A 14,606-nucleotide genomic window follows, 5' to 3' on the forward strand; every position below is an offset into this window, starting at 1 on the left:
TGAGTGGGGGGATTATGGATATAATAAGTAAATTTTCAAAAAAAGCAAAGTCAGTATTTCATAATAAAAGCAACAAGGGTTCCATATCTATTCTTAATAAACCAATAAATGATCCAAAATATGATGCAGTAGATTTTGATAATTATGTAAAATCGATTGATTGTGCAATAGAGAATGGCGCAGAAATAATTGCAATTGAGTCTGATTTTGGAAACGGTAAATCAAGTGTTATAGAACTGTATAAAAATAGTAGAAATGTTTGTAAGCTTCGTGTATTAAAAAGATTGCTAAATTCTTATTTTAAGCGAATAATATCAATCAATCTTTGGCATGTTATGAATGAAGAAGCCGACACTATGCCTAAGGCTGAATTTAGAAAAGAATTGCACAAATCTTTTCTATATCAGGCTGTATCTGCAAAAGGTGCATTTAAAGCGGGATATATCAGTAGAAGATTGAGCCCTGATTATGGAATAGTATCTCTGAAGGGATCAGGCTTTCTTCATGGAACTATATGTTGGGCAGGATATATATTGTTATTATTGGGATGGTTGACAGGTGTATTCAAAGAAATCTTTGAAAAATATGTGACAATTTTTGTAGATAAAACAGTTGATGAAATTCAGCCATGTTTAATCGTGGCGGGATTAACACTATTATTTATTGCGTTGATGACGGGGGATTTTGTGTTTTCATCAAAAAGTTCTCAAGGAAAGCGTCAAGTGGATGAAGCCGTTCTTATAGATATTTTTCGGGAAGAATTTTATCGCAAGTGTTTTTTCAGGCATTATATTTTTGTTGTTGAAGATTTGGATAGAGATAATAATAAAGAGACTATAAAAAGCTTTATAAGGGAAATAAGAAGATATTATTTTCTTGAAAGAAGTTTGATAGAAAGATTACACCATAACAGGGTTACATTCATCATTTGTATAAAACCTGAAGTACTACTAAAGGAATCTGCATCAGAAGGATATAACGAACATGATGAAAGAGATGAGGAAGAAGGAGACGAAGGTGGGCCGGAAGTAGATAAAAAAGAGCTCAATAGCTTTTACACGAAAGCCTTTGATTATATTATAAAATTACCTCAAATATCAGTGGATAATCGAGAAGCAATATTGTGTTCGATTATGAATGATATAAAAACGGACCTTAAGAATATAGGGTTGGTTAATTCAGATGAGGCCATAACAATGGATTCAATAAATGGTCTTCAGTGGATAATTTATGGACAAAATGTTGATATACGTGAAATGAAAAATCGTTTAAATCAATCGTTGATAATGTATAAGAGAATTAAGCGACTTGAATTAGCGGATGAAGATGATGATATTTTTCAAAAGTGTGCAGTAGTTGTATATCTTAAAACGGAGTTCGAAAGTGATTATTACGCATTATCTGACGGCGATATGCAAAATGTTCTAGATGATTATCTCTGTAAAAGAGAAAACTACTTAACGCACCTTAAAGTTAGCCAACAATTTATCAATCAAATAAAAACTCTTGTGGAAAGAAAGCTGATAGATTTAAATTACAGATGTTATTTCTATAATATGCCTAAAGAGAGTAAGAAGTATACTTCTGATGAAATGAAAGTATATAGTAGCATAGTATATGGTGAAGTTCAGTTTGATTCAGCTGATTATGAAAGAATGATTTTGAACGTAGATGAAAAGGTTATAATAGATGCTTATGATAAAAGGGTTAAGTTAGGGATAGGTTTGCCTTTTTTTATAGTTCAACATCAAAAGAGTTTGAAAGTTGCTGATGAGTTATATAAAAATGATTTTGAAGAACTGATTTGTAATCAACCATATGATATGAATAATATTATAAGCACGAAAGAATTCATACGAAATGTATTAGAGTACAATATTGAGGCAGAAAAACGACAGGAATATTTAAGTTTTGTTGAAAAAAGCCTGTTATCATCTATTGCTGATAAAAATGTTTTATTTGAGATTAGAAAATATATATGCGATTTGTTTACAAGTGAAATAATGAATTTCAGTAATATGTATTTTGGTGATAATCCGCTAATTTCTGTAGATGAAATAAATATAATAAATACCCCTGAAATTACTATAGGATTGATAAATTTTGATAACGACTCAATTAGTGTAGATAATGCATCTGTTACATTGTTGCACAACAGAATATGTGATTCAGAAATAGCATACGAAGAGACAGTATTATTTTATAAGCAACTCATAGAAAAAATAGGAATTTCTGAAGTTCAAAATATGATTCTAGAATGGCTGGGGAAATATAAAATATTCGCGGAAATGCTTAACGTTTATTATGAAGAAGGATTAGATGAAGGGACAGTAGAAAAAAGCGATTTTGTGGGTGCATTAGAGTTGTGTAATCAAATTGATGAAAGCTCTCTTCAGCTATTTAGTGATATTGAATGGAATAAAGAAATTTCCAAAGAATTGGGAAACATTCTTTTAGAAAATAATTATATATTGGACTACTTAATTGGTGAAACGTTAAGAGATGATAGAAATATAAATTATAGAGATACACGCATTAAAGAAAGTATTTTAAATAATATAGAATATTTGAGAGAAAATGCATTAACTGCATATAGAGAAATTAGAAAAGATGTTCTTAATCAAAATATAAATGATCCTGATTATGATGCGATATTTGATAATGAGGATGGCCTAAGTAAAGAAGAACTGATGCAAATCCGGGATTATAGATATGCAATAGAATTACTTAAGAAACAGAAGAATATCAATGAATGTGTTGAGTATTTGCCTGAATACTTTAGTAATTGTAGGAGGAATACGACAGAAACATACGAGATAATACAATTTATTATTTCTTTACCAACGAAGGAGGCTTATGATTTATTTTATGGTTTAAAGATGGACAAGTTTTCGTATTCATCTATGAGTAATAAAAGGAAGAATGAATTAAACAAAAATATAATAGAATTATTTGCTGTAGATAAATCATTTGACGAAAAAATTAAATTCCTAAATTTCACAAAGAGTCCAGTGGTTGAATTGGAACGAGATATTAGTGATGAATTCGATGAAAGCAATGAAGAATTATATTTAAACTATGTAAATGGATTAAAAAGTATTAATGATGTCCAGTTAAATAACATTTTAAAATTCCAAAAATCTTATGTTTATAGTAAAGAAATAAATGATAAGTTATATGAAAATAAATATTATGAGTCGTATGTTTCTTCAAAGGTTCGTGGTGATGGTGTATTTAGAATAGAAGAAGATAAAAGGGATGTGCTGTGGAAAACATATATATTGGTTTTTCATAGGAGTGGACGTATCCCTACACAAAAGATAATGCGTTTAAATACGGAATTTGTAAATGAACTAATTAAACAGGGGGAATATGTAAACGCTGGTGAAAGGATTATTAATTATGCATATGGGGATCAAACAAAAGAATTGATGGAATATGTAATTGGAAAATATGATGATAAGATATTAATAGATTATTTCCGTCAGATTAAAGGTTTTGCAGATAAGGATGCAGCTCGATTTTATGTGAAAAAAGTTATTAATAATCCAGAATTGCTCATGGATGACTCTGTATATGCAAATTGTTATGATAAGTTAATCGACGCAGGATTAAAAGGATGGTATACGCGTAAACGAAATGAATGATAAAAACTGTGTTATGTGCGAAGATTATAGAGATGATCCTCAAAAACTATATAGTGGTATTGGTTATGCCATCGGTCTTGAGCACAGCTTGAAGATGAAGGAGATTTCCGAGAAGGATAGGCTGGATGGCGAGTATATGGACAAACTTGGTTTTGGTATGGATTCGAAGTGTTTCTTTGACTCACTGCTGGGGAAGTACGTTACATTACAGGTGTTTCGACCGCTATCGCGAACTTTATATTATTGATGCATGGGTATAAAATGTAAATTTGCAAAAAATATGCAAAATAGCCAACTATATTTGACTAAATATGAAAATAAGCATATACTCATACTTGGAAGGAAGGTATGAGTATATGCTTATTCAATTTTCTGTTGAAAACTTTATGTCTTTTAAAGAACGGGCAGTCTTGTCATTAAGCCCATCGAAAGATAGAGAGCACCAGGAGAATGTCAATAATATAAACGGATATCAAGCAACAAATTCTATAGCTATATATGGTGCAAATGCATCGGGAAAGACCAGCTTATATAAAGCGATGACAATTGCAACTATATTTATTAGAAATTCAAATTTATTGCAGGTCAATCAACCTATAGGTGTGATGCCGTTTAAATTTGATGAAAAAACTATGATGCAGCCATCAAAGTTTGAATTTATTTTTGTAGCGGATGATGGAAATAGATATGTATATGGATTTTCTGCTTCGCAAAGACGAGTTCACGAAGAATATCTGTATTTGTATAAAACGCATAAACCTACTTTAATATTCGAGCGTAATGAAAATGATGAGTATACATTCAAATCACAAAAGACAATATTAGAACCATTAGTACGTTTTAATTCACCTAATAAATTGTTTTTGGCTACAGCAACAAATTGGAACACTGAGAGTACGAAAATTCCATTTAGTTGGTTGACTGAGAAAATTGTGACATTTACTGATGCGCAAGCGTTAACTAATATTTCGCTAGGATTGTATAAGGGGGATAAGAAAGAGGAGTATTTAAAGTTTACAGAAGAATTGTTAAAACAGGCAGACATTAATATATCTAAAATTGATATAAAAATTAAGAAAACACCTTTAGGTTATCCTGGAGAAAACTTATTTCCTGGAATTCAAATCAATGGTCAGCCCATTACTCCAGGGCAACAGGGATTTATTGAACAATTTGAAGTCTTTACCGAGCATATAATTGGTGAAGAAAAAATATCGCATCAACTTGCGTTAGCAGAGGAATCGTTGGGTACAAATCAATTGTTTGTATTGGGGCCATTTTTAAAGGATGCATTTGAGAATGGAACAACGATATTTATTGATGAAATTGATAAAAGTTTACATACTTTTATTGTAAGACATATTGTAAATATGTTTAGAGATAAAGATATTAATAGGAATGGTGCTCAACTTATTTTTACGACCCATGACACGTCATTACTATCTTTAGAGACATTTCGAAGAGATCAGGTGTATTTTACAGAGAAAGACAATGTAACAGGAATATCAGATTTATATTCGTTGGATGAATTCTCTGTTCGTAAGACAGACAACATTGAGAAGGGATATCTTTTAGGCCGATATGGAGCAATACCATATATTCGAGGGGAGGAGTTTTAATGGCTAGGGATATTGACTTAAAAACTAGGGGCGTAAAAAGACGTCAGCAAAAAAAGGCATATTTGATTATTACAGAAGGTAAAAATAAGACAGAAACGTTATACTTTTCGCATTATAAAAAGCAAGGAACAGATTATGCAATAACCTTTGTTAAGGCAGGTAGCAACACAGATGCGAAATCTTTGTACAAAACAGTATCTCAAAGATGGAGAAAGGATGGTTTTAACTATAAATCAGGTGATAGAGCTTTCATTGTAATGGATATAGATAATGATAAGCGAAAAGCTGATAAAGTTATTGCGTTAATAAAAGAAAATAAGAATCCAGGAATAGTTTTTATTGTATCAAACCCAACATTTGAGATATGGTTTTTGTTGCATTATAAGTATACAACTAAAAGTTATACGAGCGGGAAGGCTGTGATAAGCGATTTGAGAAAAGAAATTCCAAAATATGATAAAACCATCGATGTATACCCTGTGTTGGAAGAAAAGGTTGAAAAGGCGCTTATTAATTCACGAAAATTGGAGAAGTTTTTTGAAGGTAAGAATTGGCCGGATAGTGAATGTAATCCGAGAACAGATGTTGGGAATATAGTGGAATTGTTATTTTAGATAGAAAATGGAATAAAAAGTCCTCAATCTTATATTGCAAACTAGAGGGGAAAATCTAGTAATAGAATTTATTAAGATAGGTAATTAATATATAAAACTGGATGTTAAGGTTCTAGATTACCCCATCGGCGAAGCCGATTACAATCCTTCCTCGCTCGCGTCAGCGAGAGGCTGTGGAGTCGGGCAGCCTGGCCGCGGAGCGGCCGGATAGGGATGGTCCCATAATAAGTGTGTAACAACTAGGTATATAGTGTATAATAAAGCTGCGGCTTGGGCCGTGGCTTTTATTTTTGTGGCGGAGAATTTTATGAGTGTAATTTTATTGATTTTAAAAATAGTTTTATGTATAGGGATAGTGCTTGGCGTACTTGGCTTGATAGATAAGCCATTTAGTATATATGCATTTGATAGGGCGCAGCGCAATCCATTGGAGGGGCAGGCTGTTGTGTTTATAGAAGATGACAGTGATGGGGCCAATGCCGATGGAGTGTGTGGGCATCTAGAGATAGCAGGCAAGGAAGCGGGCGTTGTCAGACATAAGGAATCTTTTTATGAGGTAGTAGTTAAGAGGCTAATTGACATAGTGTTGAGTCTTGGTGGTTTGATAGTGCTTAGTCCAGTTTATCTTTTTGTGAGCATTTGGATTTTGATAGATGACCCGGGGCCTATACTTTTTACCCAGAAGCGCCTTGGTAAGAATAAGAGATACTTTAAGCTGCACAAGTTTAGATCTATGAAGATGTCTACTCCACATGACAGGCCTACACATATGCTTGAGAATCCTGAGCAGTACATTACAAAGGCTGGAAAGTTTATTAGAGCCCATTCTTTGGATGAGCTGCCTCAGATATGGGATATATTTATTGGGAATATGAGTGTTGTGGGACCGCGTCCGGGGCTTTGGAATCAAGATGTGCTCACAGCTGAGCGTGACAAATACGGTGCCAACGATGTGAAGCCGGGGCTTACTGGCTGGGCGCAGATTAATGGCCGTGACGAGCTGGAGCTTTCTGAGAAGGCTAGGTTGGATGGGGAGTACGTTAGCAGGCTGGGATTTGCCATGGATGTGAAGTGCTTCTTTGGGTCTGTTGGAGTGTTCACTGGAGATGACAGTGTGGTCGAGGGCGGCACTGGGAATATGGGGAAGTAATCATTTTACCGAAACATTGGTTTCTGAATCCAATCTGGAAATATCATAAAATAGGTGGAGACAAAAGGTTGACACCTATTTTATTAGATAGTAGAATACGTAAAATAGGATTTATTTAAAAACGAGAAGAGAAAATAGCGTATCCGAAATACGTTCCGCCTAATGCTGTAAATTCACTTGCAAATTTGCAGCATGGGTTTTACAATTAGAAAAAAGGAGGTGTTCGGTATGCCAAATATAAAGCCTATATCAGATTTAAGAAATTACACTGAAGTTTTAAATGAAGTAGATAATACAAGTAGGGTTTATTTAACAAGAAATGGTAGGGGAGAGTATGCAATCCTTAAAATGGAGGAAATAGACGAATTGGATAAATATCGCGCAGCGTACTCGTTGTTTTCACATCTTAAGAAGGCAGAAGAAAGAGCCTCATCAGAGGGATGGATAGATGATGATGACTTAGATGAATTGATTGGAGAGTAATTGTTAATGAAAATAAAGTATTCACCAGATGCAGTTGATAAATTAAAAGATATAAAGACTGTATATGGCTGTAAAACATATCAAAAGATTAGATCATCAATTCAAGAATTATCTGTAATGCCGAAAAAAGGAGCACTAGTAGAAGACTATATCGGAATTCCTAATCCATATAGGTGCTTGCATATTTTAAAACACTATATTTTTTACAGAATAGATAAAAATAAAAAGTTAATATATATTACAGAAGTATTTAATGAACGGGAAGATTTCTTAAATGCGATGTTCGGAGTAAATTTAAGGACGCAAGAGAGTGTAGAGTATTGGGGAGACTGATAACAGTTTGTCTAGTATAAACGGTGCACTTTATATCAGATTATTCTAACAAGGAGTGGTAGTATGACAGCAAGTGAGCGTATACTTCAGATTTTAGATGAGAGGAAGATATCTCAAAAGGACTTTTCTGAAAAGACAGGCATTCCACAGAGTACAATTAGTGATTGGCGAAAGAAAAAGACAAATCCAGGCACAGATAAGATCATGATTATATGTAAGGTACTTAACATAACACCAGAGTGGCTTCTTTCTGGTATTGAGGAAGATGGAAACAGAGGGAAAAAGACTAATTATTACGTAATAGATAAACAATCGGAATTGGGCGAGTTGATGGTTGCTTATAATAGTATGGAGCCAAAGCAACGTGAGAGAATAATGGGATACGCAAAAGCGCTTCTTGATTTATAGGGGCGCATATATTTTTGAAGAGCAATCCGTAAAATAGGATATATATTGTTTTTTTTCTAAAGACGGATGCATAAATTCATGAGTAATCAATTGGGAGAGTATTGACTATGCGTATTATATGCGTATAATAATATATGTAATATAATATGCATTTTTAAGAAGTAACAAAAATGAAATTACAAATATTACTTAAAACTCTTGAAAATGCTGGATTTTACTTTGTGAGGCATGGTGGTAATCATGATGTTTATTCAAATGGTGATATCACAATTGCAATTCCTAGACATAGGGAGATTAATGAGATACTAGCTAAGAAAATTTTAAAAGAGGCGGGGCTATAGAGCCTGTGTTTTTTTATTTGCTGTAGATTTAATAGGAGGGACGACTATGAAAGGTGCATATCCAACATTTATTAAGCAAGTCGGGAAAGATTTTCTTGTTTATGTTCCAGACTGGGATAATTGCACATCAGGAGAAAGCTTGGAAGATGCCATTAGCATGGGAAGGGATATGATAGGTGTTTTAGGAATTACATATGAGGATGAGGGCAAAGAATTCCCAAAACCTTCCGATTATAAAATGGCGATGGAAAAAGCAAAAAAAGATAAAGAGGTAATGGATTTTTCTGATGGAATTTTAACGATGATTGATGTTGATTTTACAGAATATCGCAGGCAGATGGATAATAGAGCTGTTAGAAAAAATTGTACTGTTCCCTACTGGATGACTGTTGAGGCAGATAAGGTGGGATTGAATTATTCTAAAGTTTTACAAGATGCCATAGCAAGACTTTTGAATCTTAATTACAATGTCGGTAAATAAAAGAGATATTACATCGGAAAAAGGAGGGGGCCTATGTGTACTGCAGCAACATACTACAGCAGAGATCATTACTTTGGGAGAAACTTAGACTTAGAGTTTTCTTACAATGAAACTGTTACTGTCATGCCTAGGGGCTACAAATTCCCTATTAGACATGCCGATGATTTGGATAGTCATTATGCGCTGATAGGAATGGCTTTTGTGGTGGACGATTATCCGCTTTATTATGATGCCATCAATGAAAAGGGTGTGGGGATGGCTGGTCTCAATTTCCCTACCAATGCAGTATACAAGGAGTTAGAATCAGAGAAAGACAACATTACTCCATTTGAATTTATTCCATGGATACTAGGTCAGGCGGCTTCCTTAGATGAGGCTAGGGCACTAGTAGAAAAGATTAATCTTTTAAATGAAAATTTCAGTGAGCAGTTACCATTATCGCCACTGCATTGGATGATTTCAGACAAGACGGGGTCCATAGTTGTAGAACAGACCGAAGAGGGCCTACGTATATACGATAATCCAGTGGGCGTTATGACTAACAATCCAACATTCGATATACAGTTATTTGAACTGAATAAATACATGTCTCTTTCTACTGAGCCAGCTCAGAATACATTTGCGTCAAATATTCCACTACAGCAATACAGCCGAGGGATGGGTGCCATTGGTTTACCTGGAGATTTATCATCTACCTCTAGATTTGTAAAGGCAGCTTTTACTAGAATGAATTCGATTTCGGGAGAATCGGAGCTTGAAAGCGTCAGCCAATTCTTTCATATTCTCGGGTCGGTGGACCAGCAGCGGGGCTGCGTACACCTAGGCGAAGACAAATACGAAATTACGATATATACCTCATGCTGCAACCTTGATAAAGGTATTTATTATTACAACACCTACGAGAATCACCAGATTACAGCTATTGATATGCATAAAACGAACTTGGACGGAAATATATTAAGCACATATCCCCTGAGACATGGGGAGAATATTTTTTATGAGAGTTAATATCTATGTGTTATAATTACCAATATAAACAGGGGATGAAATATAATGTAATTATGGGGGACGACTATGACTACATTTTTGCCTTATTTTGTGGTGATTATGTTACTTGTGGTGGGGCTTGGATTCTTTAATGAGAAGATTACAGGGCTCACTGATGAAATTGCGCTGATGTTGTTTTCGATTGCAGTAGGCGGAATTTTGTTGTTATATAGATGCTTTTTTGCAAACGCAGACGTGCAGCTTATATTGGATGATATTCAGAGATTTGATTTGGAAGATTATTTGATGGATTGCGTCTTGTGCTTCATGTTGTTTGCAGGCAGCTGTCACATGAAGCTTAGAGACTTTGGACGCTTGGCACGTCCTGTTGCGTTGCTTTCTTTTTTATGCACCTTACTTGGTGCAGTTATCTACGGAGTGGCATTTTTCCTAGCAGGAAAATTATTGTCACTATCTTTCTCCCTGGCGGGATGTCTCATGTTCGGAGCAATCGTAGCCCCTACGGATCCTATCGCGGCTACCAGTATCCTTAAGAAATTCGGTTTGCCAAAAGACACATCATTCTTAATAGAAAGTGAATCATTGTTTAATGATGGCGTCGGTGTGGCGCTATTTGTGTGCTTCTCAGGTATGGTTAAAGCTTCTGAAAATGAAAGCGTACTTATTGTCATGTGCCGTGAGGTGCTGGGAGCCGCATTAGTTGGTATAGTGGTTTCTGCAATATGCCTTTTTGTTTTTGCACATACTAAAAATAATAATAGGCAAATTTTTTCAAGTCTGCTTGCTGTATCAACGGCATATTTATTGTGTGAGCATTTCGATTTTTCAGGTGCTATTGCGTCTGTAGTATGCGGAATCATGTATTCTCATTTTAGCACCAGTAGTGTTGATAGCCAGATTTTCAATGGCTTTTGGGGCGTGTTAGATGATTTCCTTAATTCAGTTCTTTATGTGATGTTGGGATTATCCTTCATAAAAGTGTTGACCATGCCTATAGTTATGGCTCTTTCTGCAGTGGCAATTATATGCAATTTCATAGGACGATTTTCATCGGTGGGTATCACCACGCTTTTCTTCAAAGAAATGCCTGATGGATATAGCAGGCTAAATTTTAGCAAGCTCCTCACATGGGCTGGACTTAAAGGTGGACTTTGTATTGCCCTTGCTATGAGTACCAATTCATTTATGTCTGATGATTCATACCGGATTATTCTGGGTGGAACTTACGGAATAGTCTTTTTCACCACAGTAGTACAGGGGCTCACAATGAGAAAAGTATACGAGAAAATCCAAAAAATCTGAGAGGAATATCGTGACCATATAGCTTTATTTGAAAGGGAATTAAATCATAAAAATTCCACAAAATATTTACATCGACTTTACATTCACCTACTACCATAGCACCATGATGATTATGACAATAATATTTTTGGCAGTAGGTTTTATCATGTTAATGGTAGGCTGTCGATATAATTTGTTTGGCCTACATTTTTATAGAAAAGAGAGGAGGAAGAATTAGAAGAAACAAATTGCCACAATCATCACATGGTTATTCGCATTTACGAAGTGTAAGCTTTACAAAAGAAAGGAGTTATTATGATACTCGTCTATGCATAGGCCATTATTTTTACGATAGAATAGATAATTATAAAATTTCAAGCTCCCCAAAAGATGTTGCAAATGACAATCTAATAAACTAATATGAAGTTAATAAACATGCCTAGTACTTGCAGGTACTAAGGATTAGCTGGGCAGAGGTGCTCAGCTTTTTTGTTATTTATATGTGGTACAAAATGTCAGCGCGAAATGTGTGGGGACAATATATTAATGAGTTACCACACAGGGGGGCAAAATGAAAATACTTGACTACAAAAATTCTCTAATAAACGACTATAAAAAGAACAGGCGCACTTTTATCTTTTACCTAATCTTGCGAGCACTTGTAATCCTGACACTCATCAGGTGCATTCTCACAAGAAATTATGAAAGTGCGGCCATCTGCATTTTGTCGTTGTTACTATTTTTGATGCCTGCATTTTTGCAGCAAAAAATGAAAATAGAGATTCCCGCAGTTTTTCAGGGTATCATATTTGGGTTCATCTATGCCGCAGAAATATTAGGTGAGGTAAATCATTACTACGTGCTGATTCCTGGCTGGGACACGATGCTCCACACAATGAATGGATTCTTGTGCGCCGCCATTGGATTCTCACTGATTTACTTGCTCAATCGTGGCAGTGAGAATATTAATTTGTCCCCATTCTATCTGACGCTAGTGGCTTTTTGCTTTTCTATGACAGTAGGTGTTCTGTGGGAGTTTTTTGAATTCACCATGGACTACTTTTTCTATCTGGACATGCAAAAGGATTTCATAGTGCAAAACATTGGCTCAGTTACCCTTGATCCAAACAATTCTGGGATGCCATTTTTCATTGGAAATATAACTGACACAGTTGTAAATACCGCCGACGGTAACGCCTATACAATTCCTGGTGGGTACCTGGATATCGGCATCATCGATACTATGAAGGATCTTCTTGTAAATTTAGTAGGCGCCGTAGTTTTTAGCATTATTGGCTACACCACACTAAAATTCTCCAAGAAATCCAAAATCGCCGAGAGCCTGATGATTAAACCTAATGATTAATTCATCCAAATTTCTCACAAAAAATTTACATAGACTTTACATTTACCTACTACCATGAGTCTGTAACGATTATGAAAGGTAGTAGGTTTTTTGTATTGGTACTTGCATTCTATGCCCAGGCCATGACCTACGGGATAGTTAGATGAGACATAAGGAGAGAAAATATGGATGCATTTTCGATAATATCATTATTAGGCGGGCTGGCCCTGTTTTTGTACGGCATGCGCCTAATGGGTGAAGGCCTAGAGAAACTGGCCTCAAATCGCCTTGAGAAAATACTGGCCAGACTCACTGGCAGGACATCTCACGCGGTAATTTTAGGTGCGGCCATCACCGCTATAATTCAGTCTTCCTCAGCCACCACGGTAATGGTTGTAGGTTTTGTAAATTCAGGAATAATGAGCCTCAGACAGGCGGTTGGTGTTATAATGGGGGCAAATATAGGCACCACCATGACCTCATGGATATTCTCCATGACTGGAATCCAAAGCGAATCCTTCTGGGTGAGAATGTTAAAGCCATCATCCTTTGCTCCAATCGTGGCAATGATCGGCATTATATTGCTAATGACAGCCCGTGAGAATATTAAGAAAACTCACGCCGGAAGCATTTGCCTAGGGTTTGGAATCCTAATGTATGGCATGGAGACTATGTCAAAATCCATGGTACCATTGGCAGAAAGTGACACTTTTGCTTCTATATTAATGGCAGTGTCCAATCCGATTTTTGGAATAGTTGTGGGAATGATTTTTACAGCAGTTATCCAAAGCTCCTCAGCATCAGTTGGAATACTTCAAGCTCTTTGCCTTTCGGGTACAGTCACTTTTGCGGCGGCTATACCGATAGTTTTGGGGCAAAATATTGGAACTTGTGCCACAGCTCTGCTGTCATCGGTAGGGGCTAGCAAAAATGCAAAGCGAGCTTCCATGATACATTTGTATTTCAACCTGATTGGAACTATTGTTTTTGTAGGAACTTTTTATACGGCCAACATGTTTTTTTATTTTGATTTTTTGTACCAAGCAGCAAGCCCAGTATCAGTGGCTATAATCCATAGCATTTTCAATATTGGCTGCACAGTGGTTCTCTACCCATTCGCTAACCGGGTAGTGACCCTAGCAGAGAAAACCATAAAAGACGATTATACTCACGTGACCGACCTGCGGGCAGGCATGAAAGTTTGATTATCTAAAGGAGATAGTATGGCTTTAATTTATATAGTAGAGGACGATGAGAATATCAGAGAAATAGAGGAGTTTGCCCTTGAGAATGCTGGGTTTTCAGTGAACAGCTTTTCTGATGCTGCAAGCTTTTTTGCCTCTCTTGAGAGAAAATTACCGGACTTGGTTTTGCTAGACATTATGCTGCCCGATGAGAATGGTAATGATATTTTGACAAATATTCGTGCAAGCGAAATAACTCAGAGCATTCCAGTAATTATGGTTACTGCCAAAACTACTGAGCTGGATTTGGCTAGAGGCCTAGAAATCGGTGCAGATGATTACATTAAAAAGCCATTCTCTGTAGTTGAGCTTACCTCTAGGGTGAAGGCTCTGTTGCGCCGCACTAGTTCTGACGGCAAGCAAATAATTCGCATAGACGAATTAGTATTAGACGAAGGTAAACATACAGTAAGCCTTGGGGATTCTCCAGTTGAGCTTACATTCAAAGAATATGAGTTATTGAAATATTTGTTAATGAATAGAGGGCTGGTTCTCAAACGTGCTCAGATAATGGATAAAATCTGGGGCATGGATTATGAGCTAGAATCCCGCACCTTAGACATGCATATTAAATCCCTGCGAACAAAACTACGTAATTACGGAGACAGGATTCTCACTGTACGAAATGTAGGTTACAAGTTTGAGTGACATA

The 14,606-nt window shown here is 35.8% G+C and carries 15 protein-coding genes; all 15 read left to right on the forward strand.

Annotation, left to right across the window (positions count from 1 at the left end; genetic code table 11):
* Positions 1-14 precede the first annotated feature (14 nt).
* The 15 genes from F0Q01_RS10645 to F0Q01_RS10715 all read left to right on the forward strand — a co-directional run bounded on the left by F0Q01_RS10645 (position 15) and on the right by F0Q01_RS10715 (position 14,602).
* Positions 15-3,647: a hypothetical protein gene (locus F0Q01_RS10645; protein ID WP_090488784.1), complete on the forward strand. Its 3,633-nt coding sequence runs from the start codon at positions 15-17 to the stop codon at positions 3,645-3,647.
* Positions 3,640-3,894 carry a hypothetical protein gene (locus F0Q01_RS10650; protein ID WP_090488786.1) on the forward strand — a complete coding sequence of 85 codons (255 nt, stop codon included), beginning with the start codon at positions 3,640-3,642 and terminating at the stop codon, positions 3,892-3,894. The genes F0Q01_RS10645 and F0Q01_RS10650 overlap by 8 nt, the downstream gene beginning before the upstream one ends.
* A gap of 109 nt (positions 3,895-4,003) precedes the next feature.
* Entirely contained in the window at positions 4,004-5,266 is a 1,263-nt protein-coding gene (locus tag F0Q01_RS10655) for an AAA family ATPase (protein ID WP_090488788.1), read from the forward strand.
* Positions 5,266-5,880, forward strand: a complete 615-nt coding sequence (locus F0Q01_RS10660; RefSeq protein WP_090488790.1) for an RloB family protein — start codon at positions 5,266-5,268, stop codon at positions 5,878-5,880. Before F0Q01_RS10655 ends, F0Q01_RS10660 begins: the two co-directional genes overlap by 1 nt.
* 307 nt (positions 5,881-6,187) lie before the next feature.
* Positions 6,188-7,030, forward strand: coding sequence for a sugar transferase (locus tag F0Q01_RS10665; protein ID WP_090488792.1), 843 nt, complete (start codon positions 6,188-6,190; stop codon positions 7,028-7,030).
* Between the two features lie 228 nt (positions 7,031-7,258).
* A complete protein-coding gene (locus F0Q01_RS10670; protein WP_090488793.1) occupies positions 7,259-7,513 on the forward strand; it encodes a prevent-host-death protein in 255 nt (84 codons plus the stop codon).
* Between the two features lie 6 nt (positions 7,514-7,519).
* Entirely contained in the window at positions 7,520-7,846 is a 327-nt protein-coding gene (locus F0Q01_RS10675; protein WP_090488794.1) for a type II toxin-antitoxin system RelE/ParE family toxin, read from the forward strand.
* Between the two features lie 63 nt (positions 7,847-7,909).
* Positions 7,910-8,254, forward strand: coding sequence for a helix-turn-helix domain-containing protein (locus F0Q01_RS10680; RefSeq protein ID WP_090488795.1), 345 nt, complete (start codon positions 7,910-7,912; stop codon positions 8,252-8,254).
* Between the two features lie 170 nt (positions 8,255-8,424).
* Positions 8,425-8,595 (forward strand): type II toxin-antitoxin system HicA family toxin, encoded by a 171-nt coding sequence (locus F0Q01_RS10685; protein ID WP_090151030.1) that lies wholly within the window; start codon positions 8,425-8,427, stop codon positions 8,593-8,595.
* 46 nt (positions 8,596-8,641) lie between these two features.
* Positions 8,642-9,076, forward strand: a complete 435-nt coding sequence (locus F0Q01_RS10690) for a type II toxin-antitoxin system HicB family antitoxin (protein ID WP_090488797.1) — start codon at positions 8,642-8,644, stop codon at positions 9,074-9,076.
* A 33-nt stretch (positions 9,077-9,109) separates the two neighbouring features.
* The gene (bsh, locus tag F0Q01_RS10695; protein ID WP_090488798.1) at positions 9,110-10,084 is read left to right on the forward strand and encodes a choloylglycine hydrolase; all 975 of its coding nucleotides are present in this window, start codon (positions 9,110-9,112) and stop codon (positions 10,082-10,084) included.
* 66 nt (positions 10,085-10,150) lie between these two features.
* On the forward strand, positions 10,151-11,386 hold the full coding sequence (locus F0Q01_RS10700; RefSeq protein ID WP_090488800.1) for a cation:proton antiporter: 1,236 nt from the start codon (positions 10,151-10,153) through the stop codon (positions 11,384-11,386).
* A 550-nt stretch (positions 11,387-11,936) separates the two neighbouring features.
* The gene (locus tag F0Q01_RS10705) at positions 11,937-12,731 is read left to right on the forward strand and encodes a hypothetical protein (protein WP_090488801.1); all 795 of its coding nucleotides are present in this window, start codon (positions 11,937-11,939) and stop codon (positions 12,729-12,731) included.
* Positions 12,732-12,895: 164 nt separating this feature from the next.
* The gene (locus F0Q01_RS10710; RefSeq protein ID WP_090488803.1) at positions 12,896-13,915 is read left to right on the forward strand and encodes a Na/Pi cotransporter family protein; all 1,020 of its coding nucleotides are present in this window, start codon (positions 12,896-12,898) and stop codon (positions 13,913-13,915) included.
* 18 nt (positions 13,916-13,933) lie between these two features.
* Positions 13,934-14,602, forward strand: coding sequence for a response regulator (locus F0Q01_RS10715; RefSeq protein ID WP_090488805.1), 669 nt, complete (start codon positions 13,934-13,936; stop codon positions 14,600-14,602).
* Positions 14,603-14,606 lie beyond the last annotated feature (4 nt).

The organism is Pseudobutyrivibrio xylanivorans (assembly GCF_010906925.1).
Classification (GTDB): Bacteria; Bacillota; Clostridia; order Lachnospirales; family Lachnospiraceae; genus Pseudobutyrivibrio.

Bases quoted from the DNA above. Each gene is read 5' to 3' on its own strand.
- F0Q01_RS10645 (WP_090488784.1), top strand. From the start codon at position 15: ATGGATATAATAAGTAAATTTTCAAAAAAAGCAAAGTCAGTATTTCAT.
- F0Q01_RS10650 (WP_090488786.1), top strand. From the start codon at position 3,640: ATGAATGATAAAAACTGTGTTATGTGCGAAGATTATAGAGATGATCCT.
- F0Q01_RS10655 (WP_090488788.1), top strand. From the start codon at position 4,004: ATGCTTATTCAATTTTCTGTTGAAAACTTTATGTCTTTTAAAGAACGG.
- F0Q01_RS10660 (WP_090488790.1), top strand. From the start codon at position 5,266: ATGGCTAGGGATATTGACTTAAAAACTAGGGGCGTAAAAAGACGTCAG.
- F0Q01_RS10665 (WP_090488792.1), top strand. From the start codon at position 6,188: ATGAGTGTAATTTTATTGATTTTAAAAATAGTTTTATGTATAGGGATA.
- F0Q01_RS10670 (WP_090488793.1), top strand. From the start codon at position 7,259: ATGCCAAATATAAAGCCTATATCAGATTTAAGAAATTACACTGAAGTT.
- F0Q01_RS10675 (WP_090488794.1), top strand. From the start codon at position 7,520: ATGAAAATAAAGTATTCACCAGATGCAGTTGATAAATTAAAAGATATA.
- F0Q01_RS10680 (WP_090488795.1), top strand. From the start codon at position 7,910: ATGACAGCAAGTGAGCGTATACTTCAGATTTTAGATGAGAGGAAGATA.
- F0Q01_RS10685 (WP_090151030.1), top strand. From the start codon at position 8,425: ATGAAATTACAAATATTACTTAAAACTCTTGAAAATGCTGGATTTTAC.
- F0Q01_RS10690 (WP_090488797.1), top strand. From the start codon at position 8,642: ATGAAAGGTGCATATCCAACATTTATTAAGCAAGTCGGGAAAGATTTT.
- bsh (WP_090488798.1), top strand. From the start codon at position 9,110: ATGTGTACTGCAGCAACATACTACAGCAGAGATCATTACTTTGGGAGA.
- F0Q01_RS10700 (WP_090488800.1), top strand. From the start codon at position 10,151: ATGACTACATTTTTGCCTTATTTTGTGGTGATTATGTTACTTGTGGTG.
- F0Q01_RS10705 (WP_090488801.1), top strand. From the start codon at position 11,937: ATGAAAATACTTGACTACAAAAATTCTCTAATAAACGACTATAAAAAG.
- F0Q01_RS10710 (WP_090488803.1), top strand. From the start codon at position 12,896: ATGGATGCATTTTCGATAATATCATTATTAGGCGGGCTGGCCCTGTTT.
- F0Q01_RS10715 (WP_090488805.1), top strand. From the start codon at position 13,934: ATGGCTTTAATTTATATAGTAGAGGACGATGAGAATATCAGAGAAATA.